Origin of the sequence: Bifidobacterium psychraerophilum, assembly GCF_000741705.1 — a bacterium.
Taxonomy (GTDB): Bacteria; Actinomycetota; Actinomycetes; order Actinomycetales; family Bifidobacteriaceae; genus Bombiscardovia; species Bombiscardovia psychraerophila.
This window is the reverse complement of sequence record NZ_JGZI01000010.1, coordinates 536,224-562,883: the sequence shown is the minus strand read 5'-3', so window position 1 is coordinate 562,883 and position 26,660 is coordinate 536,224. Positions and strand designations below refer to the sequence as shown.

General features: G+C 59.5%; 20 protein-coding genes. 17 read left to right on the top strand and 3 right to left on the bottom strand.

All coding sequences use genetic code 11. The features are described from left to right. Positions 1-78: 78 nt before the first annotated feature. From BPSY_RS09445 to acnA, 10 genes are all read left to right on the top strand, one after another. Positions 79-1,005, top strand: coding sequence for an ABC transporter permease (locus BPSY_RS09445; RefSeq protein ID WP_033495207.1), 927 nt, complete (start codon positions 79-81; stop codon positions 1,003-1,005). Between the two features lie 10 nt (positions 1,006-1,015). After that, positions 1,016-2,035: an ABC transporter permease gene (locus BPSY_RS09440; RefSeq protein WP_238556845.1), complete on the top strand. Its 1,020-nt coding sequence runs from the start codon at positions 1,016-1,018 to the stop codon at positions 2,033-2,035. A 26-nt stretch (positions 2,036-2,061) separates the two neighbouring features. Next, complete coding sequence (locus tag BPSY_RS09435; RefSeq protein ID WP_033495209.1) at positions 2,062-4,098, top strand: dipeptide ABC transporter ATP-binding protein; 2,037 nt, start codon at positions 2,062-2,064, stop codon at positions 4,096-4,098. 189 nt (positions 4,099-4,287) lie between these two features. Next, on the top strand, positions 4,288-5,148 hold the full coding sequence (locus BPSY_RS09430; RefSeq protein WP_033495210.1) for an exodeoxyribonuclease III: 861 nt from the start codon (positions 4,288-4,290) through the stop codon (positions 5,146-5,148). Between the two features lie 172 nt (positions 5,149-5,320). Beyond that, the gene (locus BPSY_RS09425; protein WP_033495211.1) at positions 5,321-6,217 is read left to right on the top strand and encodes a DUF3710 domain-containing protein; all 897 of its coding nucleotides are present in this window, start codon (positions 5,321-5,323) and stop codon (positions 6,215-6,217) included. 43 nt (positions 6,218-6,260) lie between these two features. After that, positions 6,261-7,145 (top strand): DUF3159 domain-containing protein, encoded by an 885-nt coding sequence (locus tag BPSY_RS09420; protein WP_081884383.1) that lies wholly within the window; start codon positions 6,261-6,263, stop codon positions 7,143-7,145. 9 nt (positions 7,146-7,154) lie between these two features. Continuing rightward, a complete protein-coding gene (locus tag BPSY_RS09415; RefSeq protein ID WP_033495212.1) occupies positions 7,155-8,411 on the top strand; it encodes a class I SAM-dependent RNA methyltransferase in 1,257 nt (418 codons plus the stop codon). 119 nt (positions 8,412-8,530) lie between these two features. Then, positions 8,531-9,151, top strand: a complete 621-nt coding sequence (locus BPSY_RS09410; protein WP_033495213.1) for a type 1 periplasmic-binding domain-containing protein — start codon at positions 8,531-8,533, stop codon at positions 9,149-9,151. Positions 9,152-9,334: 183 nt separating this feature from the next. After that, positions 9,335-11,812 (top strand): HAD-IC family P-type ATPase, encoded by a 2,478-nt coding sequence (locus BPSY_RS09405; protein WP_033495435.1) that lies wholly within the window; start codon positions 9,335-9,337, stop codon positions 11,810-11,812. Positions 11,813-11,949: 137 nt separating this feature from the next. Continuing rightward, a complete protein-coding gene (gene acnA / locus BPSY_RS09400; RefSeq protein ID WP_033495214.1) occupies positions 11,950-14,661 on the top strand; it encodes an aconitate hydratase AcnA in 2,712 nt (903 codons plus the stop codon). 328 nt (positions 14,662-14,989) lie between these two features. Here acnA and BPSY_RS09395 read toward each other — a convergent pair whose 3' ends face one another. Beyond that, positions 14,990-15,805: a Bax inhibitor-1/YccA family protein gene (locus BPSY_RS09395; RefSeq protein ID WP_033495216.1), complete on the bottom strand. Its 816-nt coding sequence runs from the start codon at positions 15,803-15,805 to the stop codon at positions 14,990-14,992. 123 nt (positions 15,806-15,928) lie between these two features. Between BPSY_RS09395 and BPSY_RS09390 the strand changes: the two genes are divergently transcribed. Further along, on the top strand, positions 15,929-16,888 hold the full coding sequence (locus tag BPSY_RS09390; protein ID WP_238556844.1) for an aldo/keto reductase: 960 nt from the start codon (positions 15,929-15,931) through the stop codon (positions 16,886-16,888). Positions 16,889-16,981: 93 nt separating this feature from the next. On the opposite strand, the gene BPSY_RS09385 is transcribed toward BPSY_RS09390, so the two are convergent. Then, complete coding sequence (locus BPSY_RS09385) at positions 16,982-17,707, bottom strand: GTP pyrophosphokinase (protein WP_081884380.1); 726 nt, start codon at positions 17,705-17,707, stop codon at positions 16,982-16,984. Positions 17,708-17,959: 252 nt separating this feature from the next. On the opposite strand from BPSY_RS09385, the gene miaB reads away from it, so the two are divergent. From miaB to BPSY_RS09370, 3 genes are all read left to right on the top strand, one after another. Further along, positions 17,960-19,411: a tRNA (N6-isopentenyl adenosine(37)-C2)-methylthiotransferase MiaB gene (miaB, locus tag BPSY_RS09380; RefSeq protein ID WP_033495220.1), complete on the top strand. Its 1,452-nt coding sequence runs from the start codon at positions 17,960-17,962 to the stop codon at positions 19,409-19,411. 57 nt (positions 19,412-19,468) lie between these two features. Then, the gene (gene miaA, locus BPSY_RS09375; RefSeq protein WP_051921957.1) at positions 19,469-20,488 is read left to right on the top strand and encodes a tRNA (adenosine(37)-N6)-dimethylallyltransferase MiaA; all 1,020 of its coding nucleotides are present in this window, start codon (positions 19,469-19,471) and stop codon (positions 20,486-20,488) included. Between the two features lie 141 nt (positions 20,489-20,629). After that, complete coding sequence (locus BPSY_RS09370; protein ID WP_033495222.1) at positions 20,630-21,373, top strand: carboxymuconolactone decarboxylase family protein; 744 nt, start codon at positions 20,630-20,632, stop codon at positions 21,371-21,373. A 116-nt stretch (positions 21,374-21,489) separates the two neighbouring features. Here the strand turns inward: BPSY_RS09370 and BPSY_RS09365 are convergent, their stop codons facing one another. Next, a complete protein-coding gene (locus BPSY_RS09365) occupies positions 21,490-22,149 on the bottom strand; it encodes a Fic/DOC family protein (RefSeq protein ID WP_238556859.1) in 660 nt (219 codons plus the stop codon). A 212-nt stretch (positions 22,150-22,361) separates the two neighbouring features. Between BPSY_RS09365 and BPSY_RS09360 the strand changes: the two genes are divergently transcribed. The 3 genes from BPSY_RS09360 to BPSY_RS09350 all read left to right on the top strand — a co-directional run bounded on the left by BPSY_RS09360 (position 22,362) and on the right by BPSY_RS09350 (position 26,627). After that, positions 22,362-25,217: a DNA translocase FtsK gene (locus tag BPSY_RS09360; protein ID WP_033495226.1), complete on the top strand. Its 2,856-nt coding sequence runs from the start codon at positions 22,362-22,364 to the stop codon at positions 25,215-25,217. A gap of 172 nt (positions 25,218-25,389) precedes the next feature. Further along, positions 25,390-26,082, top strand: a complete 693-nt coding sequence (gene pgsA, locus BPSY_RS09355) for a CDP-diacylglycerol--glycerol-3-phosphate 3-phosphatidyltransferase (RefSeq protein WP_051921895.1) — start codon at positions 25,390-25,392, stop codon at positions 26,080-26,082. Next, complete coding sequence (locus BPSY_RS09350) at positions 26,079-26,627, top strand: CinA family protein (protein ID WP_033495228.1); 549 nt, start codon at positions 26,079-26,081, stop codon at positions 26,625-26,627. The genes pgsA and BPSY_RS09350 overlap by 4 nt, the downstream gene beginning before the upstream one ends. Positions 26,628-26,660 lie beyond the last annotated feature (33 nt).

Below are 26,660 nucleotides of genomic sequence, written 5' to 3'. Positions count from 1 at the left end.
TTTTCCATGTTTATGGGATGGTTGGAGTAACAATGAAGCCGGAATGCGATATCCGGGTAATCGAAAAGGAGCAAGCCGATGGGTAAATATCTGCTCAGGCGAGTGCTGCAGATGATCCCAGTGGTGATCGGCACGACTCTGCTGATCTACGCTTTGGTGTTCGCGCTGCCGGGAGACCCGGTCAAAGCGATGTTTGGTGACAAACCGGTCAATGAGGCCGTTGCAGCACAGATACGATCTGAATACAATCTTGACAAGCCATTCATCGTTCAGTACTTACTGTTCCTGAAGAATGCCCTGACACTTGACTTTGGTAAGACCTTCAGCGGGCAGCAGGTGATTGATGTCATCGGGCGTGCATTCCCGGTCACCATCAAGCTCGCATTGATGGCTTTCGTCTTCGAGGCGATTTTCGGTGTCATCTTCGGCATCATCTCCGGTCTGAAAAAGGGTAAGTGGTATGACACGGTCATACTGATCGTTTCCTTGCTGCTGATTTCCGTACCTACCTTCGTCACGGGCTTCGTGATGCAGTTTGTCTTCGGTGTGAAGTGGCATATTCTTCCGGTGACGGCAGGTACCAATCCGGGCTTCCTGGATCTGCTGATGCCCGCAATGGTGCTGGGCAGCGTATCCATGGCATACATCATCCGTCTCACCCGTTCCGAGATCGCCTCGAATATGAACGAGGACTACGTTCGTACCGCACGTGCCAAGGGCATGACGAACAACGCGGTGACGATGAGGCATATCCTGCGTAATTCGATGATCCCGGTGGTCACCTACCTGGGAACCGACATCGGCGCTCTTATGGGCGGTGCCATGATCTCCGAACGAATCTTCAACATCCAAGGCGTGGGCAATACCTTGTACCAGGGCATCCTGCGAGGGGAAGGCACCCTGGTGGTGTCCATCGTGACGATTCTGGTCCTGATATTCGTGATCTGTAATCTGGTCGTCGACCTGCTCTACGCGGTGCTCGACCCACGAATCCGGTATGCGTGAGAGGATAACGATGTCTGAACAAATGAAGCCAGAACAAGAAGGCAATATCTCCCGTGACGCATCTTCCGGAGCGGCGGAGGATTTCGTCATCACACCATTCCCCGGGCAGGAACGCTTCGTCGCACCTTTGGATGAGACACCGCTCAAGGAAGTCGACACCGTAGATGAGGATGAACCGGCCACCAGCATGTGGGCCGACGCGTGGCGCACATTGCGCAAGAACCCTCTGTTCATCATCTCCGGCCTGCTGATCATTTTCATCCTCGTCGTCGCGATATTCCCGCAGCTCTTCACCAAGCTCGACCCGAACTACTGCACGCTCGAGAGCTCCCTGAATCCCGGCAGCAGCGGGCACCCGCTCGGTTTCGACCAGCAGGGCTGTGACATTTACTCCCGTGTGATCTACGGCACACGCACCTCGGTCAGCGTTGGCATCCTCACCACACTCATCGCCACGCTGTTCGGTGGCGTCATCGGTGCCGTCGCAGGGTACTACGGCCGTTGGGTCGATGCGCTGCTGAGCCGCATCACCGACATCTTCTTCGCCATCCCGCTGCTTCTGGGCGCGATCGTGGTGCTCCAGATGTTCCGCACATCCTCCTCGATCTGGAAAGTGGTTCTGGTCCTCGCGCTCTTCGGATGGGTTTCGGTCGCACGCATCACCCGTGGCTCCGTGATGGAGACCAAGAACCTCGAGTTCAATACCGCTTCGACGGCACTGGGCTCCTCCCCGATGCGCAACCTCTTCAGGCATGTGGTTCCGAACTCCCTGGCCCCGGTGATCGTCATCGCCACGACCTCCCTCGGCGCCTACATCGTCTCAGAGGCGACCTTGAGCTTCCTGGGCATAGGTCTTCCTTCGACTGTGGTCAGTTGGGGCGGAGATATTTCGACGGCACAGGTGCTGCTGAGGGTCCATCCCGAGGTGCTGTTCTACCCGTCGCTTGCACTTGCAATCACCGTTCTCGCCTTCATCATGATGGGCGATGCTGTGAAAGATGCCCTTGACCCCAAGAGCCGGACGGCTTGAGCGGAGGAATGATGACTGAACACGATATGACTGAACACAATCAGCCCGCAGCTGCTGCACAACAGTCCGCGGAAGCCCTCGAAACCGTATTGGCACCGGACAAGCCCTTGCTTGAAGTCAAGGACCTGAAGGTCGATTTCACCACGGATACCGGTGGATCGGTCCATGCGGTGCGCGACGCATCCTTCAATGTCTATCCGGGACAGTGGGTCGCCATCGTCGGCGAATCAGGATCGGGCAAATCGACCTCCGCGATGGCCGTGCTCGGATTGCTGCCGGGGACCGGCCATGTGGTCGGCGGCAGCATCACGCTCGAAGGCAAAGACATCAGCGATCTGAGCCGCAAGGAGTATGAGCATATCCGCGGGCGCGAGATGGGTCTGGTACCACAGGACCCGATGAGCAACCTCAACCCCGTCTGGCGCATCGGCAAACAGGTCGAGGAGGCGCTGAAGGCCAACGGGATGGACGTCAAGCACGAGAAGCGCTCCAATCTGTCCAAAGCCTTCGCGGACGCCGAAGTGGATCTGCAGAAGAAGGACGACGAACTCTTCATCTCCTCGAAGGAGCTGCCGGCTCTGCTGGCCGAGTCGCGGCAGGCACTGGATGAAGCCGGCGTCCGCAACATCGACAAGAAGATCGACTATTTCACCGGTGAATGGATTCCCGGCTCCGAAACCCGTTGGAGGGTGGCGCAGGATCTCATCCAGGCCGGTGTCGGACAGGACAAGGCCTGGGACATCGCGAAACGCAATGTCACCGGTTCCTCCATCGATGACCGCATCTCCGGTCTGCTGGCCGAGGCCGGTCTTCCGGATGCCGCGACCCGTGCACGCCAGTACCCGCACGAATTCTCAGGCGGCATGCGCCAACGCGCGCTGATCGCCATCGGTCTTGCCTCGCGCCCGGATCTGCTCATCGCCGATGAACCCACCAGCGCGCTTGACGTGACCGTGCAGAAGAAGATCCTGGACCATCTCAAGCAGCTCACCGATTCCTTGGGTACGGCCGTACTGTTCATCACCCACGACCTTGGTCTGGCCGCCGAGCGCGCTCAGCACATCGTGGTGATGTACAAAGGCCGCGTCGTCGAGTCCGGGCCGAGCCTTGAGGTGCTGCAGCATCCTCAGCATCCCTACACCAAGCGCCTCGTCAACGCCGCTCCCTCCTTGGCTTCGCAGCGCATCATCTCGGCCACGGAACGCGGTGAGGATGCGACACGTCTGATGGAGCACCACCTCGTCGACGAGAGCGGTCTGGACCGCAGCGAGCACATCATCACCGTCGACCATCTGACCAGGGAATTCAAACTGCCCCGGACCAAGGACCTCTTCAAGGCCGTTGACGATGTCTCATTCTCGGTGAAGCGCGGCACCACCCTGGCGATCGTCGGCGAATCCGGCTCCGGCAAGTCGACGGTGGCCAACATGGTGCTGCACCTGCTCGACCCGACATCCGGGACGGTGAGCTATGAAGGTCAGGACATCGCCAAGTTCAATGCCAAGGAACTGATGAATTTCCGCAGGCATGTGCAGCCGGTGTTCCAGAACCCCTATGGTTCGCTTGATCCGATGTATTCGATATACCGTTCCATCGAGGAGCCCCTGCGCATCCACCGTATCGGCAACGATTCGAGTCGCCGCAAGCGCGTCGCCGAGTTGCTTGATCTGGTGGAGATGCCCCAGTCGGTTATGGGACGCTATCCCAATGAGCTCTCGGGTGGACAGCGCCAGCGCATCGCGATCGCCAGGGCGATGGCCCTCGACCCCGATGTGATCATCTGCGACGAGGCCGTCTCCGCATTGGATGTGCTCGTGCAGGATCAGGTGCTCCATCTGCTCAATGATCTGCAGGCCGAGCGTGGTCTGAGCTATCTCTTCATCACCCACGATCTTGCCGTGGTCAGGCAGATCGCCGATGAAGTGGTGGTGATGCAGCACGGCAAACTCGTCGAGCACGCCACAACCGATGAGGTGTTCGAACATCCTCAGCGCCAGTACACCAAGGACCTGCTCGCGGCCATTCCCGGCGGGAACCTTGAACTGGGGCTCGACACGGAGTGACGCACCGGTTCTGATGCCGAGCGGAAGGCCCGGGAAACACGATTCGATCGTTTTCCCGGGCCTTCCGCGTATGTTCACGCGTGCGACCGGGGATGCCGAGCGGGGTGCCCGACCTCGGCGCGTCGTATTCCTGTCAATCCGGTGCAGGCCTACGGTGATGCGGCAACAGCCGGTGCTAGGGTGTGCAGTATGAGCATCACTGTCACGACTTCTAACGTAAACGGTATCCGCGCAGCAAAGCGCAAAGGTGTTGAGGACTGGATCGGAAATCATGTGCCGGATGTGTGGTGCATGCAGGAGGTGAGGGCACCCCAAACAGAGATCGATCCGATCTTCGGCGAGGTGGCCGAGCGCTACGAGTCCGCAGGCAAAATCGCGAAAGCGGAAGATCTTGTCCGGATGAACGAGATCTGCAGGATCAAGGGGCGCGCCGGTGTCGGTCTGTTGTCATCGCTGCCGGTGGTCGATATGCGCTACGGTCTGCCCGGATTGGAAGAGGACGTCGACAGCGGACGCTGGATCGAAGCGGATGTACGCACCCCTCAGGGGTATCTGATAACCGTCGCATGCATCTATGTGCATTCAGGCGATGCGGACGACCCCACCAAGATGGAGCAGAAATTCCGTTTTCTGGAATGCATGCTCGACAGGCTCGGCACCATGAGGGATGAGGCGGCCAAGGGCGGGCGCCAGGCATTGCTCTGCGGTGACTTCAACATCGCGCACACCCCCTTGGATATCAAGAATGCCAAGGCGAATCTGAAACATGCAGGCTTCATGCCCTCCGAGCGTGCATACATCGACAAATGGCTCGGTGAATACGAATTCGTGGATGTGATGCGCGAACTGGCCGGGGAGATACAGGGGCCATACACATGGTGGAGCCAACGTGGCCGTGCCTTCGACAACAACGTCGGTTGGAGGCTCGATTATCAGTTCGCCACACCTGAACTGGCACAGGCCGCAACAGGATTTACTATTGACAAAGCACCGAGTTACGACACCAGGTGGAGCGATCACGCCCCGCTCAGCGTCAGCTATGAGGTTTGAGCGCTACGCTAAGCAGGGTACGGCGGCATGTCCGTGCCATGCGCGGCAGTCGGGTGTCTTATGGGACGCTCGTTCTCAATACTGAGGGCATGCACTATGGCGAGGGAACGGTAGTGCGACTAGTCTGTATTACGGCATGCAAGTGCGGCGAAAAGCCAAGAAACGAGGAATAATGGGTCTGTTTGGATTCGGCAAGCAACGGTCGAAGCGTGATGAAACGAATGATGAAGCCCCGATTGAAGAAGCCGAGGACAAGGACCTTGACGCTGCCGAGATCGAAGATACCGAAGACCTCGATGAGCAGGTCGCGGATGAGGCGGCCGATGATGAGGATGCCAAGCCCGTTGTGGACTTCGTCGAGGATGACGAGGATGACGACGAGTCGGCCTACCAGGGAACGACATATGAGGGCCCCTGGGATGCCGAGGATGACGACGTCATCGATTACGGCTCGCATCTTGACGTCGGCGCCTTCCATCTTCCGTATCTGCAAGGTGTGGAGCTGAGACTCAAAGCGAACAGGAGCACAGGTCAGATCCTGGGCGCGACGATCACCTACGGCTCGTCAAGCCTGGAATTGGAGGCCTTCGCGGCTCCCAAAACGATGGGACTGTGGGACGAGGTGCGCACCGACCTCATCAACGCGAATCCGGAATCGACCGAAGAGCAGGGCGCCTTCGGCACTGAGATCCTGCTGCCCGTAAGCGTCAAAGGCAAACGACTGATGACGCGCGTGGTCGGGGTGGACGGTCCCCGTTGGATGCTGCGAGGCATCTTCTCGGGCAATGCCGCCGCCGCGAGCGAGGAGAAGGACATCCTGGATCAGTACTTCTCGGATATCGTCGTTGAACGAGGGGACGAACCTCTTGCACCACACGATCTGATCCCGATGCATCCTCCTGTGGCTCCCGATGAGGACGCCGACGACGAGCAGGAAGACGGCGCACAGGATTCCGATGACAAGGACGCCAAGATCCCTGGCAAACCCAAGGGACCTTTCAACAGCGACCAGCAGACCGAGGTGAAGTCCACGCTGTCCCGCGGGCCGATGTTCTCGGAGATGCGCTGAGGCAGTGAATCCGCAAGACTTCGATACCCATGAGGACGATACGATGAAGCCTGAGAGCACCACAGGGGATGGGCCTGCCGGATCGGTGCCTCGCACGGGCCTGGCGATGCTGGCACAGGAGGATTTCTCCGTTATGGATGCCATCGGCGGCGTCAGAGGCATCGTCGAATCCTTGTTGCCGGGTCTTGTATTCGTCACATGCTTCGTGCTCACCCGTGATCTCAAGCTGACGGTGCTGATCTCCGCGGTTTTGGCCGTATTGGAGGTGCTGCTGAGAATGCTGCAGCGGCAGCCCGTGATGGGTGCCCTGAGCGGGGTCGCGGCAGTGGGCATATGCCTGGTCTGGGCCTGGTTCAGCAAGGATGCGAGGAACTATTACCTTCCTGGTTTCATCACGAACGCCTTTTGGCTGCTGGTGCTGCCCGTCACCGTGTTGGCGCGCGTTCCCGGCATCGGGGTGCTGATCGAATTCGTCCGCAACCCCACACTGTCCGATTTCCGGTCCTGGTTTGATTCCTGGCGTTCGGACAAGGCGCTGTATGCGGCCTATACCAAGGTCACCTTGTTGTGGGCCGCGATTTTCGGTCTGCGCCTGATCGTTCAGGTACCGATGTATCTCAGTGATCAGATAGCCCTGCTGGGCACGGCGCGGCTGGTCATGGGAGTTCCCCTTTTCGCCTGTGCCATCTGGCTGTCATGGCTGATGATCGCCACCGCCCTGCACGCTCACCGCCTTGCGCAGGAGCAGGCCGCCGCCGAGGAGGTCGGCGAAGCCGATTCCGGCGCGGCTGCGGAGAGTGCCCATACGGTCAAGCGGGATGATGCCGTCAATGTGGTGAGCGACAGCGCCGCAGCGCACCAGGACGACAACATCGCGGTCGTGGGCCATGACGCCAGCACCGACAACGGTGCATCAGCCGAGGAATAAGGGGTGGTAATGCAGGTCGAAATACGCATCGAGCGTTTCGCTGACCAGGGACGTTGCGTCGGACATGTGGATGGGCGCGTCGTCTTCGTTCGTTTTGCGCTTCCCGGCGAGTTGCTCCGGGTCACCATCGACGAACCCCATGAGCGCGACGATCGATTCTGGACCGCGGAAGTCGACGAGGTTCTGGAAGCGAGCCCTGATCGTGTAGCCTACGCCTGGCCGCTTGCCGGTCCGTTGTCGCAAGGCGGCGGTCTTGGTGGCGCGGATCTGTGCCACGTCTCGCTCGACGGCCAGCTGCGCTGGAAGGCCGATATCATCCAGGAGCAGATGCGGCGTCTGGGGCATCAGGATATTGAGGTGCCCATCACCCGACCCGAAGGTGACGCTGCTCTGGGCGGCCTGCATTGGCGCACCAGAATCGAGATGATCGCCGACGAGGAAGGACGACCCTCTATGCGCAGACGCGGCACCCACCAGCGCGTGCAGCTCCGCGACATGCCTCTGGCCACGAAGTCCCTGCTCACGGTGGCCGAGCAGCAGGGCTTCTGGGATACCGCATACACGCCGGGCACCCATATCCGCCTCTCCGTTCCCGAGCCACGCGGGGCAAAGGGGCCAGGGGATAATTTCGGGCTCCTCAGCAATGATGAATTGCAGGCCGGAACGCAGAAACTGCAGGAAAAGATCGAGATCAACGGAAGGTCATTCAACTATCGTGTTGATGCATCCGGTTTCTGGCAGGTGCACCGGGATGCGCCGCAGGCCTTGGCCGGTGAGGTCGTGAATCTGCTTCGTGCCCGTCTGGGGGATGCCCGGCGTGCATGCATATGGGATCTGTATTCAGGTTCCGGTCTCTTCACCTTGCCGCTGGCGACCATGATCTCCGAACGCTGCACCATGCTCAGCGTCGAGGGATCCAAAACGGCTGTGCGCAATGCCCGTCATAACCTTCGCAGCATGGATGTGAACCATGTGGATGCCCGATGCGGGGATGTCGCTGCCACCATCGCCCACCTTCCCTCGAATCTGGATTCGCCGGATGCGATCGTCCTCGATCCGCCGCGCGCGGGTGCAAGAGGCAAGGTCTGCAGGCAGATCGCGCAATCCAAGGCATCGACCGTGGTGTATGTGGCATGCGATCCGACGAGCCTGGCACGGGACGTCGGCGTGCTATGCGACCTCGGGTACAGCCTGGACAGCGTGCAGGCCTTCGACATCTATCCGATGACGCATCATGTGGAGACGGTCGCCCTGCTCTCACGGTGATCCGCCTCCTCATCGAGGGGTCCTGACGCATATGATGTGGTGTTCCGGCGGCACGTGTCCACCTTGTGAGCACCGCCGGGCTTCAGCTTCGAGCATGAGCGGCATGGCATAGAATCACAATGATGATTACCACATGCGGATGCACCGGCTGGAAGGCACGCTATCTGCGTCGCCTCTGCTGCGCACTGCTCATGATGGTCTCCATGGGATCGGTGTTGTCCGCATGCTCTCCTGAAGGTGCTGCGGTGGGGGATACGCAATCGCTTGAGAACACCGTGGAGCACGACGGCATCGACCGCAATGACATTCGTCTTGCGCTCGTGGGTGCAAGTGCTGCGGACGACCAGCGCGGCGCGCGGTTGTTGGCGGCGTTGGATGAGGAAAACATCCATACGGTGTATGCCTCGGCCCAGGAGGTGCGGAACGGGCAGGCGCTGGCCATCCAGGGTGCCGTTGACAGCCGGGTTTCGGCGATCGTGCTTGTTGGCGACGGGGTTTCAGGGAAGGATGATTCCGCACTGTCGCAGTCTCTGGAGCAGGCGAGACGGGCGGGAATCCCCGTTGTGCTGGTCGGGGACGCTGCCATCACTCTGAACGGGGAGCTGTACGCGGCGCAATTGCTGCCCAGTGGTTCCCGGGGCTGCCCTGCGGCGAATGCTCAGGAGGATTCGGTGGCTCAGGTGCTGAGCATGGTGATCGACGACAGACCTCATGAGAAACGTATATGTGTGAACGTGTAGGTGTGTGGGTGCGTGTAAACGTAGAGGTGCAGGTGTGCATGACGGACGCGCATCGATGGCGTTAAGTGGTTGGGAATAGCTTGTTTGGGATTCATACGAGATGATTCAGGAGTGGATATGCCTATGGCGAGTGACGGAGATGCCTTGGAACAACACGAGAAGACGAAGTCCTCGCAGACTGCGATGCCCCATGTGGATGAGCCCGGACTCAACGCCCAGGCCGTGGGCGTGCGGGTGAATGCAGGGCAGATCAATGTCGTGAAGTCCGAGAGCTCACGATCGCTCGGTCAGATCATCAGGGCCAATGTATTCACGCTCTTCAACGCCATCATCTTCATCGCGATGATCGTCGTGCTGCTGACCGGTCAGTGGAAGGATGCGGTCTTCGGATGCATCATCATCGTGAACACCGGCATCGGCATCATCACCGAGCTGAAGGCGAAACGCACGCTGGACAAACTCTCGATCCTGGTTGAATCGGATTTCCTCGTTCATCGTGATGGGCGGGATGAGCTGATCAGCCATGACCAGATCGTCCTTGATGATCTTCTCTGGATACGTGCAGGTGAGCAGGTTCCGGCGGATGCGGCGATAGTCAAGGACTACGGGCTTGAGCTTGATGAATCCATGCTGACCGGTGAATCGCGGACGGTGAGCCACAGCGAGGGCGAAGAGGTCTATTCCGGTTCGGTGGCCGTTTCAGGCTTGGCGCTGGCCCGCGTGGTGGCCGTGGGGGACGACGGCTATGCGGCCAAGCTCACCGCCAAAGCGAAGGTATTCAAAAAAACCCGTTCGGATCTGAATGAGGGCATCAACACGATTCTGCGTGTGATGACCTTCGTGGTGGTGCCGCTATGCGTGCTGCTGATCTGGACGCAACTCGGAACCGTTGGCGGTCTGCAATCGGCGATTCAGACAGGTCTGTGGCGTCAGGCCGTCGTCGCAGCGGTGGCCGGGGTCGTCAGCATGATCCCGGAAGGCCTTGTGCTGCTGACCTCGCTGAATTTCGCGATCGCGGCAATCCGGCTGGCCAGGCAGCAGACCCTGGTCCAGGAACTGGAATCGGTTGAAACCCTGGCGCGTGTGGATGCCCTGAACCTCGATAAAACGGGCACGATAACCGATGGCGGCATCATGTTCAGCGAACTGCGGGTTCTGAACGAGGATGAGCGGCGTGAGGATCTTGAGCAGCGTCTGGTGGACGTCTGCGCCGAGGAACAGCCGAATGCCACCGGAAAAGCCGTTGCCGAAGGACTGCCTCAGATTCATCCCTCCTCACAGGTATCCCAGCGGATACCCTTCTCATCGGCTCGCAAATGGAGCGCTGCGGCCTTCACGGATGGAAGCCAATGGTATATGGGCGCCCCCGAGCTTCTGCTGGATCGGATCGAGGATGGGCAAAGCCCCCAATCGCAGTCCGCACGCGAGCGCATCGATACCCTGATCGGGCAGCTGACCGATGAGGGTTCACGTGTGCTCCTGCTGGCACGCAACATGGACCAGGACACGGCATCCCCATCTTCCGACAGCCACTTCGCCGATACGCATGAACTGCCGGGGTCCTTGCATCCTGAAGCCCTGGTGGTCTGCACCGAGAGGATCCGTGAGGATGCCAAAAGCACCTTGGCATGGTTCAGGGATCAGGGTGTTCGTTGCCGTATCATCTCCGGCGACAACCCGGGAACCGTTCGGGCCATTGCTTCCAAAGTGGAGTTGACCGGAAACCGTGAGCCGCGGGCGATGGACGCGAGACAGCTGCCGGACGACATCGAGGAGCTGGCGGAAGTCCTTGAGCATGTTGACGTGCTGGGGCGTGTGCTTCCTGAGCAGAAGAAGGCGATCGTGCAGGCATTGCATGCACGGCAGCACGTTGTGGCGATGACGGGCGATGGTGTGAACGATTCCCTCGCCTTGAAGGAGGCCGATCTCGGCGTTGCTATGGGCAACGCCGCACCCGCCACCAAATCGGTGGCCCAGGTGGTTCTGGTCGATTCCAAGTTCTCGCATCTGCCCGATGTGGTGGCCCGCGGGCGCCAGGTGATGGCGAATATGGAACGGGTCGCAGGACTGTTCGTCGTCAAAACGGTGTATTCGGCACTGATCTCCATCGGGGTCGTGCTCAGCGCCATCCCGTACCCCTACCTGCCGCGACATATCACCTACATAGGTTCTCTGACCATCGGCATTCCGGCGTTCCTGCTGGCTCTGGCCCCGAATGTGAGCCGTTACAAGCCCGGATTCCTCAAGCGGGTGGTCGCCTTCGCGCTGCCGTGCGGTATCGCCACAGGCCTGTCCGTCTTGCTCACCGCGTGGATCATTCCCTTCGAAATGGGTTGGGATCTTTCCAATCGGGCTGATCTGGCAGAGCTGCGCGTGGTCTGCTCCATCGTGTTGTTCGCCATGGGCATTTTCGTACTGGCCCGGGTGGCTCGCCCATTGCGCTCTTGGCGTGGAATTCTGCTGCTGGTATTCGCCGCTGCCGGAATCACCGGCTTGTTCATCCCCTTCATCGCCAAATTCTTCGAGCTCTCCATGCCTTCGGGCACAACGCTATTAGCGACGCTTTCCGCCCTTGCGGTATCGGCCTGCGTATTCTTGTTCTGCGTGTGGCTGGTGCCCTGGGCGCTGAGGATTTTCTCACGGAGAAAGATGACACGCTAGAACTGGTAACAGGAAATGTATTATTTATGACAGATAATCAATATGTTGGCAGAGGACCGGTTTCGGTCCTTCAAGTGTGCCGTCCGAATGATCGTACGGATCTGGTGGCGATACCCGTCTAGAATCACGGAGGAAGCATGTCTGTGCACGATGATCAGCTCTCAACATTGCAGGTAGGGAAGGAGTCCTTCGACTACTTCTCCATCGCCGAGCTTCCGGGGATAGATCACCTCCCGTATTCCCTTAAAGTGCTCGTGGAGAATCTGGTGCGCAACACCGATGGTGCGAACATCACGGATGAACACGTCCAGTCCCTGCTGGACTGGGATCCCAATGCGGAACCCAGCCATGAGATCCAGTTCTCGCCGAGCCGTGTGGTCATGCAGGATTTCACCGGCGTTCCATGCATCGTGGATCTTGCCACCATGCGTGATGCGGTGAAGGATCTGGGCGGCGACCCCGAGGTCATCAATCCCCAGGTGCCCGCACAGATGGTCATTGACCATTCGGTGCAGATAGATGTGGCCGGCGTCCCCGGGGCGATCGAGCGCAATATGGACATCGAATACCAGCGCAACCGTGAACGTTACCAGTTCCTGAGGTGGGGACAGCAGGCCTTCAGAAACTTCCGCGTCGTACCTCCGGGGACCGGCATCATCCATCAGGTCAATATCGAGTACCTCGCCAAGGTCGTGATGACCAAGGATTCCGACGATGCTCAGGGCCGACGCCTCGCATACATGGATTCGTGCGTGGGCACCGATTCGCACACGACGATGGTCAACGGTCTCGGAGTGCTCGGATGGGGTGTCGGCGGCATCGAAGCCGAGGCCGCGATGCTCGGGCAGCCGATTTCCATGCTCGTTCCCCGTGTGGTCGGATTCAAACTGACCGGAAGCATCAGCGAAGGCGTCACGGCGACCGATGTGGTGCTCACCATCACCGATATGCTGCGCCAACACGGAGTGGTCGGTAAATTCGTCGAGTTCTACGGCGAAGGCGTCAGCAATGTCCCTCTCGCCAACCGCGCGACCCTGGGCAATATGAGTCCTGAATTCGGTTCGACCTGTGGCATCTTCCCGATCGACGACATCACACTTGATTATCTGCGTCTCACAGGCAGGTCCGATGAGCAGGTGGCCCTGGTCGAGGCCTATGCCAAAGCCAACAAGCTCTGGCATGACACCGATTCGCCCGACTACGTAGAACCCGAGTACTCGGAGTACATGCAGCTTGATCTCAGCACGGTCGTTCCGTCCATAGCCGGCCCGAAGCGTCCACAGGACCGCATCCGGCTGAGTGAATCGAAGAGCAGCTTCGAGCAGACGGTGCCTTCGTACATCACGCCTGAAACGACTGCGGAGAAGGTGCCGGTGAAAACCGACACCCACGGTGAGTTCGATATCAGCAATGGCGATGTGGCGATAGCCTCGATTACCAGTTGCACCAACACCTCGAATCCTTCGGTGATGATCGCCGCGGGTCTGCTGGCCCGCAATGCCCATCAGCAGGGCCTCAAGCCGAAGCCGTGGGTCAAAACCTCGCTGGCACCCGGTTCACAGGTCGTTACCGACTATCTGGACAAGGCCGGTCTCACCTCTGATCTCAACGCTTTGGGGTATGAACTGGTCGGCTATGGCTGCGCCACCTGCATCGGCAATTCAGGTCCTCTGGATCCCGCCATCTCCAAAGCCATCAATGACAACGATCTGACGGTGACGGCAGTGTTGTCCGGCAACCGCAACTTCGAAGGGCGCATCAGCCCTGACGTCAAGATGAACTATCTGGCCTCGCCTCCTCTGGTGATCGCCTACGCCCTGGCCGGAACGATGGACTTCGACTTCGCCTCTCAGCCGCTTGGACAGGATGGCTCGGGCAAGGATGTGTTCCTCAGCGACATCTGGCCGAGCAACGAGGATATCGAGCATGTGGTCGAATCCACGGTGAGCAGGGATATGTTCGTCAACGACTACGCATCGGTGTTCGATGGCGACCAGCGCTGGAAGGGCCTGAACGTGCCGGATGGCGAGTTGTTCACCTGGGATGCGGACTCGACCTACGTGCGCAAGCAGACCTTCTTCGACGGCATGAGCCAGGATCCGGAGCCGGTGGGTGATATCGAGAACGCAAAGGTGCTCGCATTGCTCGGCGATTCGGTCACCACGGACCATATCTCGCCGGCGGGGGCCATCAAGTCCAGCAGTCCTGCGGGCGTGTACCTGCAGGAGCATGGCATCGGCCCGAAGAATTTCAATTCCTACGGTTCACGACGAGGCAACCATGAGGTCATGGTCCGCGGGACCTTCGGCAACATCCGTTTGCGTAATCTTCTGCTCGCCTCAGCCGGACATGATGTGACGCCCGGCGGATTCACCTACGACTTCCTGACGAAGCAGCCGACCACCATCTTCGAGGCCTCCCTGGATTACAAGGAGCATCAGGTTCCGCTTGTGATCCTTGCGGGCAAGGAATACGGTACGGGCTCCTCGCGCGATTGGGCGGCCAAGGGGACGGTTATGCTCGGCGTCCGCGCCGTGATCGCGGAGAGCTTCGAACGCATACATCGCAGCAATCTGATCGGCATGGGTGTGCTGCCTTTGCAGTTCCCGGAGGGCGAGTCCGCGAAGAGCCTGGGTCTTGACGGCACCGAAAGCTACGACATCAAGGGCGTCACCGCACTCAACGAAGGCATTACCCCGAAGACGCTTGAGGTCACCGCCACTCGTGCGGACGGTACCTCGGTGAGCTTCCATGCGGTGGTTCGCATCGACACCCCCGGTGAGGCCGATTACTACCGCAACGGCGGCATCCTCCAATACGTCCTCCGAAACCTAATGCTGAGCCGTTAAGCACACAGCCCAGTGGGCTGTGTGTAGGCGAAGTGAGCGCCCGCCAAGGGCGCAAAGGATCGCGCAGCGATCGCCACACGAGGCAAAACCCAAAACCAACTGTCCGGCCAATGCAAGGCGAAGTGAGCGCCCGCCAAGGGCGCGAAGGATCGCGCAGCGATCGCCACACGGGGAAATCCAAAAAACCAACTGTGCAGCCAATGCAATCCAAGCTAACCGCCCCACCCAGGGCGGCAAGCGCCCTACACGCACCGATATATGAAATGGCCCCTGGAAGTTCTCACCACTGTCTGAGAACTTCCAGGGGCCTTTCGCGTGCCGCCGGGGACTAGTTGTCGCTGACTCCGAAGAGTTGGAGCAGGTAGAGGAAGAGGTTCACGAAGTCGAGGTACAGGCTGAGTGCGCAGAGTATGGATATGCGCTTTATCATTTCCGGACCTTGTGAGGCGAACTGGGCGAAGAGTGCCTTGGTGCGCTGCGCGTCGTATACGGTCATCAGCGCGAACAGCACTACGCCTATTCCTGCGACGACGCGCAGGGTGGTGGCGCTGGGGGCGATGAACATGAGCACGATCTGGGAGATGATCAGAACGACGAGTCCGACCATCAGTATCGGCCCTGCTTTGAGCATGTTGACCTTGGTGGTGAGGGCGAACATCGTCAGTGCGAAATAGAATGCCGCGCAGAAGCCCAGCGTGATGATGATGGTGCTGGCGTTGTATGCCCAGAACAATGAGCTGAGGGTGAATCCCATCAGGGCCGCGTATGCGTAGAACATCAGGCGTGCGGTGGATGGTTTCATCTTCATGATGCGTGCGCCGAGGGATACGGCCAAACCGACCTGGACGACCGCCATGATGATCCAACCGATGGTGCCGGTGGCGGACATGTAGGCTTCCAATGCGCCGGTGGCCTGTGAGATCAGGGCCACGACGGCGGTCACCAGCAGGCCGAGTGCCATCTCGCCGTATGCCCGGGTGATGGAGGTGCGCGATGCCTGTTGAACGGTGTCGTAGGAATAGACGGTTTGGGCGTTCATGATGGGCTGTTGCGCATAGGACTGCTGGGTGTATTGCTGACCGTACTGCTGCTGGTACTGGTTCGGATTGCTTTGATTCCCTTGGGGCTCTCTGCCGTATGTCATTCCCGCTCCTTCTGCGTAGAGCTTTCCAATCGTTATGTACATCACATAATATGGGAGGAACCTTACTGTTATATGAATTACTCCGGTGGCGCAGTCTTGGTCGCGCACGGAGGCGACGATACGATGAGTACACGCGAAAAGCCCCGCAGACTGGTGCGGAGGGTGTGGGTGTCGGCCACTGCCGACTGCCCGGAGAGGAGATGTATGCAGCACGAGGGACCGGAAATTCTTACACTCAACGAGTACTCGGGGGATGCTTCGAGCGTGGGGGGCGCTGTCGGCACCACGGGAATCGGCATACCGCAGCTCGGCTTGGGCGTGTTCCAGACACCCGAAGGCAAGGAGACGGTGGATTCCGTTCGTTGGGCTTTGGAGGCGGGTTACCGCCATATCGACACGGCGGCTGTGTATGGCAACGAGGAGTCCGTCGGCCAGGCTCTTCGCGAGTCGGGTGTGCGTCGCCGTGAGGTCTTTGTGACCACGAAGCTTTGGAATGACGATATTCGGGCGGGGAAGACCGAGGAGGCTTTTTATCAGAGCCTTGATCGGCTTGGCACGAGCTATGTGGATCTTTATCTGATCCATTGGCCTGTCGATGGTTGGCAGCGTGCCTGGGAGGTGATGGTGGACCTGTATCACCAGCACAGGATCCGTGCGATCGGGGTGAGCAACTTCCATCAGCATCATCTTGAGGAGCTGCGTATGATCAGCGCCGTGCGTCCTGCGGTCGATCAGATCGAATCCTCTCCTCAGTTCACCAATCAGGATTTGGTCGATTACTGCCACGGCAAACGCATCCATGTGGAGGTGTGGAGTCCTCTGGGTGGTACCGGCGGGGATCTGTTGAAGGATCCCGTATTGCAGCGGATCGCTGATGAGCATGGCAAATCGCCTGCCCAGATTGTTATTCGCTGGCATCTGCAGCGTGGTGTGATCGTGATTCCGAAGTCCACGCATCAGGAGCGCATCAAGCAGAACTTCGATGTTTTCGACTTCACCCTTGATGAGAACGAGATGGCGGCCATCTATGCGTTGAACACCGGCAAGCGCAATGGTGCCGATCCTGATAATTTCTCATTCTGATTGCTGCTGAGCCGTGAGGCGCGGAGCCCTGTGGGCTTCGTGTAGGCGAGGTGAGCGGTGGTGTTGGCCGCGAGGGCCGCGGGTTGGTGTGGGTTATTGTTCGGATGGTGCTTGTGGTGCACCATCCTCCTCTTCCTGCGGCGCCCCGCTGATATCTCGATGAATCGACTGCATCTGGACTTCCACGTTCTGCAGTGAGCGCGCGCAGTCGAGCAGCGTCTGCGAGTGCTGGGCCAGCTGGGAGTCGGGGAGGTCTGATTTGTATCTGAGCTGGTGTTCGAGGCTTGCCCAGTAATCCATCGCGATGGTTCTGAATTGGACTTCGACAGGTGTGTAGTGGGGGCCGGATGTCAGGAACACCGGTACGGCGTAGATGACATGCAGGCTGCGGTATCCGTTCTGTTTCGGATTGCGAATGTAGTCTTTGACCCGTAGCACCTGGATGTCCGATTGCTCCGAGAGGTAACGCGAAACGGCGTACACATCGTCCCGATAGTTGCATATGACGCGGATGCCTGCAACGTCGAAGAGGTTGTCCTTAATCGATTCGACGCTGATCGGCAGGTCTTTTCGGTGCAGTTTCTCGATGATGGAATTCGAGCTTTTCAGGCGGCGTTCCATGTGATGTATCGGGTTGTGGCTGAATCGGACCTGGAACTCGTTGTCGAGGATTTCGAGCTTGGTGCCGATTTCGTACATGGCACCCTCGTATATCTGCATCAGATCGACGAATTCGGTTACGCTTGAGCTGTCGAATTTATTGAATGAACCATCGTCCATTGTTTTGATTCGGGTAGCCAGCTCTGCCGTGTTCGTCATGTTTTTGCGATCTAATATCACAGTCGCCTCCTCGGCGGGATCATTGATGCCCCTGTTGAGTCTCTAACTGTACTCAGGTGAATCAATATTGGCTGTGGGTTTGCTTCGATGTGCACCACTCAATCACGCGCTTGTGGTCGTGATGAGGGTGTCCGGCCGTTTCTTCGGGCTGTTTGGCGGTGTGCGGCGATGGGATGCGACGGCGTGGCGGCGGATCGTTCTCCGGCGTGACTTTCGTTAGAATCTAGGATTATGGATGAAGCCATGATGACTGAGCAGGAGCGCATGCCGCGCGTGGGGGAGTCGGATTCCGCAGCCGGACGGGGTCTCGGCGTGTATTACGTGCATACTCTGGGCTGCCAGATGAATGTCCATGATTCGGAGCGGATCTCCGGTGTGTTGGAATCGACGGGCTATGTGCAAGCGAATGCCGATCAGGTCGAGGGCAAGGATCTTGATCTGATCGTGCTGAATACCTGTGCGGTGCGTGAGAACGCCTCCGATAAGATGTACGGGACTTTGGGCATGTGGGCCGAATTGAAGCGCGAGCGTCCTGATATGCAGATTGCCGTTGGTGGCTGCATGGCGCAGAAGGATCGTGATCGCATCGCCCAGCGCGCCCCTTGGGTCGATGCCGTGTTCGGTACGAAGAACATCGCCTCCCTGCCGAATCTGCTGCATGAAGCGCGGGACAGCCACCATTCGCAGGTGGAGGTGCTGCAGGATCTTGAGTATTTCCCCAGTCAGCTGCCGGTCTCCAGGGCTTCCGCGGTGTCGTCCTGGGTGTCGATTTCGGTGGGGTGCAACAACACCTGCACCTTCTGCATCGTGCCGGCTGTGCGCGGCAAGGAGCGTGACAGGCGTGCCGGCGATGTGCTTGATGAGATACAGCGCTGTGTGGATGGCGGGGCGAAGGAGGTGACCCTGCTCGGGCAGAATGTCAATTCCTATGGCTATTCCACAGGCGATCGTTTCGCCTTCTCGAAACTGTTGCGTGCCTGCGGGGATATCGAGGGTCTGGAACGGGTGCGGTTCACTTCGCCTCATCCTGCCGCATTCACGGATGATGTGATTACGGCGATGGCGGAGACTCCGAATATCATGCATCAGCTGCATATGCCCCTGCAGTCGGGTTCCGACAGGATCCTCAGGGCCATGCGGCGCTCCTATCGCAGTGAGCGTTTCACGACGATCCTCGGCAAGGTTCGTGACGCGATGCCGGATGCGCAGATCAGCACCGACATCATTGTCGGTTTCCCTGGCGAGAGCGACGAGGATTTCGAGCAGACGATGCGGATGGTCGAGGAGTCGCGCTTCTCCTCCGCATTCACCTTCCAGTATTCGCCGCGACCGGGCACTCCGGCCGCGTCGATGCAACAGGTACCGCACGACGTGGTGCAGGAGCGTTTCGAACGACTCAACCATCTGCAGGAAGCGATTACGGCTGAACAGATGCAGGCCTTTGTGGGTCATGATGTGGAGGTGCTGGTCACGGATGCCAAGGGCCGCAAGGACGCCGACACCAAGCGGGTGACCGGACGTGAACGCAGCGGAACACTGGTTCATATCGGCACCCCTGAGGGCTGCCCGAGGCCGCAGGTGGGGGATGTGGTGACCTGCACGGTCACGCATGCGGGCAAGCACTATCTGATCGCCGATCCCGACCCGCGCCTGATCGATCACAGGTATACGGTGAGACGGTAGACACAAAGGATCGGCTGATCACGGAAGATGACTATGAATGTGGAAGATGAGGCGCGGATGGTGCCTGATTCGGATGTCCGGGATTTCGCCGCGACACATCGTGTGGTGTCCATCGTCGGGCCTACCGCATCGGGGAAAACAGGTCTTGGGATAGCGCTGGCCGGGGCTTTGGCCCGACGTGGTGAGCACTGTGAGATCATCAATGCGGATGCCTATCAGATGTACAAGGGCATGGATGTGGGCACCGCCAAGGCTTCCGAGGAGGAACGCGCCGCCGTGGTGCATCATCTGCTGGATGTCATCGAACCCGAGGAGGCTATGAGCGTCGCGCGGTTCCAGACCTTGGTGAGGGCCTGTATCCACGATCTGCAGAAGCGTGGCATCAGGCCGATTCTGGTTGGTGGTTCGGGCCTCTATGCGCGTGCGGCTCTGGATGACATACGCTTTCCCGGAACCGATCGTGCGATCAGGACCCGATTGGAGGAACGTGCGGATACGGAGGGTCCCGGAGCCTTGTTCGACGAGCTGCGTTCTCGTGATCCCGAAGCCGCTTCGCATATGGATGCCCACAACGTCAGGCGCACCATTCGCGCCTTGGAAGTCATAGCCATCACCGGCAGGCCCTATTCGGCGAATCTGCCCAAATACCGTTACATCATCCCCAGCGTCCAGATCGGTTTGGATCTTCCGCGCGCAGCGTTGGATGAGCGCATCGAGTTGCGTACCGAGCATATGCGCGCCCATGACTTCATGGAGGAGGTGCGTCGCATCAGGCCCCGCTTGGGTGCCACGGCTGCCAGGGCTCTCGGATACCAGCAGATGATCGATGTGCTTGACGGTCTGATCGATGAGGATGAGGCTTTCGCGGATATCGCGCAGAAGACGAAACGTCTTGCCCGCAAGCAGATGGGCTGGTTCGGCAGGGATCCGAGGATCCACTGGTTGCAGGCCCTCAACCCGGATCTGTTGGACAATGCCGTGGCAATCGTATCCCACGCCGATGCCGGTGACTATGATTCCACGGATGCCCTTGCGGAGGAATACACCAAGCATCATCTGGGCATGATCGACTCATGATGCTCATGGGACTCATGTGGCCGAGCCGCGCATGATGCGTGGCGGTGTCCCGGATGCACGCCTTGTGGTGCTGCCGTATGCTCGGGTGTGTGCAGGCCCGCACGTGGGTGAAGGATCCCGCTGAGCTGAGAGGAAGGGTATATGGCACATCGAAATACCAGGAAACGTCTTGAACGAATGTTCCAGGATGAGAAGCCTTTGGGGGAGAGCGACCCGGGATTCGTCGAGATGTTCAACCGCTTCGCCTATGGGGATGTGGCCCATCGCGGTGCCTTGCATGACGGGCAGCGCTCCCTGGTGGTTCTCTCCTCCTTGTTGGGTTGCGACGCTCTGGATGAGTTTGAAGTGATGGCTCAGGTCGCGTTGAATGTTGGCGTGGAACCCCGGGCGGTCAAGGAAACCATCTATCAGTCCCTTGCATTTCTCGGTATGGGGAGGGTGTTCCCCTTTCTCAGGGTGGCGAATGATCTTTTTGAATCGAAGGGTGTCGCCCTGCCTTTGGATGAAGCTCCTGTGCCGGAGCTGTCGACCACGCATCACAGCGGTGTGGAGATCCGTGAGCGCTTGAAGCTGCAGGTTGGGGACGATGCGGCTTCGGAGCCGGGGCGGCCCTCACCCATGGAGGTGCTGGAAGGGCTGGCCACTGATTATGCGTTTGGGGATTATTTCACCCGCCCGGGTCTGGATCTTCCAACTCGCGAAATGGCGGCTTTCTGCCTGCTGACCGCGATGGGCGACTGCGATGAGGATCTGAGGCGGCATCTGGCCGCGAATATCGCGGTGGGCAATGACAGGGACGTGCTGGCCGATGCCGTGCTGCAATGCCTGCCGTATATCGGTTTCCCGAGGGTACGGAAGGCCTTGCGTCTGCTGGAGGAGCGGTGATCGTCCGCTCACCGCTACGCTGTATGGCATAAGCTCCGCATACCAATACGCGGCGGATGTCCGGTGTCAACCATCCGGACATCCGCCGCGTGAGGGCAGTCGGCAGCTGCTGTGACTCAGTGGGCGGGGCCTTGATCCCATCCGGCTATCAGGAAGCTGCGGGTCGGATTGGCCGGTCGGATGATGGTGCCGAAGAGGCGCTCGAATGCCGAGGTATCCCCGTTGTATGCGCTGTGCTTGGCGTTTTTGTATGAGGCTGCATCGACTGTGCCCCAATCCAGATCCCATCCGGCATCATGGGAGAGACGCGAGGCGAATATGCGCAGGACCATCGCGTTGCCTCCCACGAAGGGATGCAGATAACCGAGCTCATCGTAGATGTGTGCCAGGGCGTTGACGAAGTCCGCGCGGTCCAGACACTTCAGATTGCGTTTCTCGGCGAGCTCCCTTGAGATGTTGGCCGCCCCGGTTTCGATCAACCCGGCCGGGAAGAACGCTTCGGGGTTCGACGAGCGGGCATTCTTTCCTTTTGTGGTATCGCCTGTGCGCAGTGTTCCGGCATCATCGTAGACGCCCGTGAAGAGTCCCTGATGTATGGCGCGCAGCTCCTGCAGGTCCCCGCTGAATGGCCATCCGCGTTCGATGAGCAGAATGGTCCGCACCAGGATCTTGTCCGCCACGCTCTCGGCTGATCCTTCGGACAGGAGGCGATCCGTACTGAGATCACCACGTTCATAGCGGCCGGCGGCGGCGATCACCGCGCTGCTCGGCGTCAAGGATTCCAATGCGCAGCTTTGTTGGGCAAATGCGACTGCGCTCGCACGTTCCGCAGGTGTCGTCATAGTCCCGATGGTAGCCGCAAAAAGTGGGAGGCACATGCGGATGCCCGTGTGCGGCGATTGCATTCGCTCGGATCCGGCGAAAATATTGTGCGAAACATGCCCGAATACGAGCTCCACCGCATCTTTCTGGGTAATCTGGAGGCGTTATGACACGAAGCACATCCACGGATAATACCGACTCACCATCAGGCAAGCAGCGTCGATCATCGTCGGCGCGAGGTTCCTCCACATCCAAAAACGCCCCGAAAGGCAAGAAGGGCGAGTCAGACGTGCGGTCTGAGCCGGAAGCCTGGTGGAAGAAGGCGATTCTGAGCATACCGCGTGGATTCGGATCGTTGATCCGTTCGATCACCGGTGTGGGCCAGTACGATCCCGCGTATCGCAGTGACGGATTGTGCTTCATGCTGATTGTGTTCGCGGTGCTGTTCTGCGCCAGCGAATGGTTCCGTGTCGATGGTGCGCTTGGTCGTGTGCTGCACGCCCTCGCGTCGGGTGCCTTCGGCGTGATGAGCGTGGTGCTGCCGGTCCTTCTGGTCATCGTCGCGGCCCGCTTGATCCGGAATTCGGGGACAAGCTCGGAGAATCCGCGTGTGGTCAGCGGATGGTTCCTCTTGCTGTGGTCCGTGTGCTCGATTATCGACGTGGCTGTTGCCTCTGACCATCGGGTGTTCGACATCGCGATTCTCCAGGAGTCGGGTGGTCTTCTGGGATTCATGCTTGGTTCCCCCCTGGCCTGGGGTCTGTCCAAAGCCTTCGCGATCGTGCTCTTCGTGATCGCCGCGATGTTCGCCGTGCTGATGATCTCGCATCTGCATGTCTCCGACATCCCTCATCTGGGCAGCGCCGTCGCCGCCCGTTTCACAGCTAAGACGGCATCCGAGAACGGTGATGACGAGGAATTCCCGAATGAGGTCCGCGTGGGGGATGACACGATCTCATTCGCTCAGGGGGTGCCGACGCATGAAGACGGCACGGATGACGTGGCCGAAAAGGATACCGGCAAAGGCTCCTGGCTGTCCAGGCTGTTCCGGCGGGGGCGTGGAGGCGAGGATGACCGCAAACTTGACAGGTATGAGGGTGATGACGCCTTTGAGAAAGCGGCGAGCCAGCACGGTGATATAGCCCAGACCATACTCGGTGAGGGGCACGGTGACGACGAGACCGCGATATTGGGAAGGGCCGGGCTGCCCGCAACGGCTGAGACGACCAGTGTCCTTCAGGCGGGGATGCCTGCTGGCGCCGGGACGGCGGGAGTTCCCTCGGCCATTCCGGGCGAGCGGCATACCGGTGTATGGGATGACCCATGGAATCCCGACAACCAGACCCAGGTGATATCCGGCATGGGGGCTTCCGGCATTGAGGGCGACGCCGCGGGTCAAGCGGATGGTCAGGCATCAGGCTCCGGTGAAGAGGAGAGGGATAGCGTCCTGAACCAGAGCGGGATGAACGGCGAGGGAGGGGATGAGAGTCTCCAGGCCTATCAGCTGCCCTCATTGGAACTGCTGGCACGTGGCAAGCCCCATGCGGCGCGAACACCCGCGAATGATCACGTGATCCAGGCATTGCAATCCACGTTCCAACAGTTCTCCGTGGATGCCAAAGTGATCGGATTCCTCAGGGGCCCTTCGGTAACGCAGTATGAGGTTGAGCTGGGTCCGGGTGTGAAGGTCGAGAAAGTCACCAATCTGCAGCGCAATATCGCCTATGCCGTGGCGAGTTCGGATGTGCGCATCCTCTCTCCGATTCCGGGAAAGTCCGCAATCGGTATCGAGATTCCGAATGTGGATCGCGAGATCGTGCATCTGGGCGATGTGTTGCGTTCGGATAAGGCCCAATCGGACGATAATCCGATGCTGACCGCAGTCGGCAAGGATGTGGAGGGTCATTTCGTCACCGCTGATCTGACCAAGATGCCGCATCTCCTGGTCGCGGGAGCCACCGGTTCAGGTAAGTCGAGTTTCATCAATTCCATGCTGACATCGGTGATCATGCGATCCACGCCGGAGCAGGTCAGACTCATCATGGTGGATCCGAAACGTGTTGAGCTGAGTGCCTATGCCGGTATTCCGCACCTGCTCACGCCCATCATCACCGATCCGAAGAAAGCGGCCCAGGCTTTGGAATGGGTCGTCAAGGAGATGGATGCCAGGTATGACGACCTGCAGTACTTCGGCTTCCGGCATGTGAAGGATTTCAACGAGGCGGTCCACGCGGGCAAGGTCCATGTGCCCGAAGGGTCCAAACGCAAGGTGGCCCCCTACCCGTATCTGCTCGTTGTGGTGGACGAGATGGCCGACCTGATGATGGTGGCGAAGAACGATGTGGAAAGCTCCATTCAACGCATCACCCAGTTGGCCCGCGCCGCAGGCGTGCATCTGGTGCTCGCGACGCAGCGTCCTTCGGTGGATGTGGTCACCGGCCTCATCAAGGCCAACATCCCTTCACGTCTGGCCTTCGCCACATCGTCGGCCACCGATTCAAGGGTCATCCTCGACACCACGGGTGCCGAAACCCTGATCGGTCAGGGAGATGCCCTCTTCCTGCCGATGGGGTCCGCAAAACCTCTGCGCGTCCAAGGAGCCTGGGTCGGTGAATCGGAGATCCGCAAGGCGGTGGATTCGGTACGGACCCAACGCAAGCCTCATTATCGCGAGGATATTGAGCAGATGACCGAGCGCGCCGAGAACAAGCCGGAACCGGATGAGGATATCGGTGATGATATGGATGTCCTGCTGCAGGCTGCGGAGTTGGTGGTCACCTCGCAATTCGGTTCGACCTCCATGCTCCAGCGCAAGCTGCGCGTGGGCTTCGCGAAGGCGGGACGTCTGATGGACCTTCTGGAGTCAAGGGGCATAGTGGGTCCCTCCGAGGGTTCGAAGGCGAGGGAGGTCTTGGTGCAGCCACAGGATCTGCAGGAGGTGCTGGCATTCATTCGAGGGGAGACCGGCAGTCTCGAGGCGTCGTCGGGGTCTGCCGAGGTCGCGCAACAGCCCACGCTGTAGCCGCCGCCATGACCTCACGGCATGCGTCGATTCGCCGAGCGGCGTCTCCTGCCTCCAAGGACCGCCCGATAGAGTAACGTAGTTGAAACTGGAAACATGAACATGAGGTGAATTCGTTGGTATCTATGCCATTGGAGTGGGAATCATGAGTTCCGTTGGTCAAGGAGAGGGTATGGAGCAGCACTCTGAGTCCGAGTCAAGGCAGACGAAGGGGCATTTGTTTGCAGGGTGGAACAGCCCTCCGAATTTGGTGACCTACGCGAGGATCGTTCTGGTCGTCGTATTCATCATTCTCGATGTTCGTGCGGGCACGATGGGCATAGCCGATACGACGATGCGTTGGTGGGCCTTCGGTCTGTTCGTTTTCGCCGCCTCCACAGACAAGCTGGACGGCTGGATGGCCCGCAGGTTCGATCAGGTGACCGAATTGGGCAAGCTGATGGATCCGATTGCGGACAAACTGCTGATATGCTCGGCCCTCGTCGTGGCATCGGTGCTGGACGAGCTGTCCTGGTGGATCACCGCGCTGTTCCTCATCCGAGAGCTGGGTATCACCGTCATGCGTTTCGTGGTCATCGACACGGGCGGCAAGGTCATAGCGGCTTCGCAGGCCGGCAAGTTCAAGACGCTTGCGCAATGCGTAGGCATCGCCATGCTGCTTGCGCCGGTATGGTCCTTGACTTCGCTGTCCACACAGGTGGTGTCCGGGTATCAGACCCTGACATTGGTCGTGATGCTTGTCGCCTTGTTCCTCTGCCTCTATTCAGGCGCGGAGTATCTGGTGAACACCTTTGCGGGACGCAGAGGGCGGAACGGCGATGTCGCGGATGTGGAGCGAAAAGATAAGGACGGGGTGGCGAAATGAGCCGTTCCGCGCGGCGACCCTCGGATGGGATTGCATCGCGGATTCTTGCCGCATGCCTTCGTGAACACTGCTTCATAGCCGCTGCGGAATCCCTGACGGGCGGTCTGCTCGCGGACGCCTTCGTACGGGTGCCTGGTGCATCCGCGGTCTTCCTCGGTTCGGCCGTCACCTATGACATCCGAGCCAAGCAGTCCATCCTCGGCGTGGATGCTGAACTACTGCGCACCAGGGGAGCCGTCGACCCGGAGGTGGCCCGTCACATGGCCTCTTCGACGGCCAGACTCTACGGCAACGACGACACCGTGGATCGTGTGATCGGACTCTCCACCACCGGTGTGGCCGGTCCGGGACCCGATGGGGACAAAGCCGCAGGCCTGGTCTATATAGCCCTGGCATTCCCCGACGCCTCGGCCTTGCGGCATGGGGGTGAGCGGAAGGATGGCGTGTATGTCCGCGAGCTGCACCTGGAGGGTTCACGCGAGGATGTACGCGAGTCCACCGTGCTTGAGGTGCTTGGCACCCTTTCCAAGCTGCTGGATGCCTGAGCTTGCCGATACGCAGCGATGCCCTGATCGGCC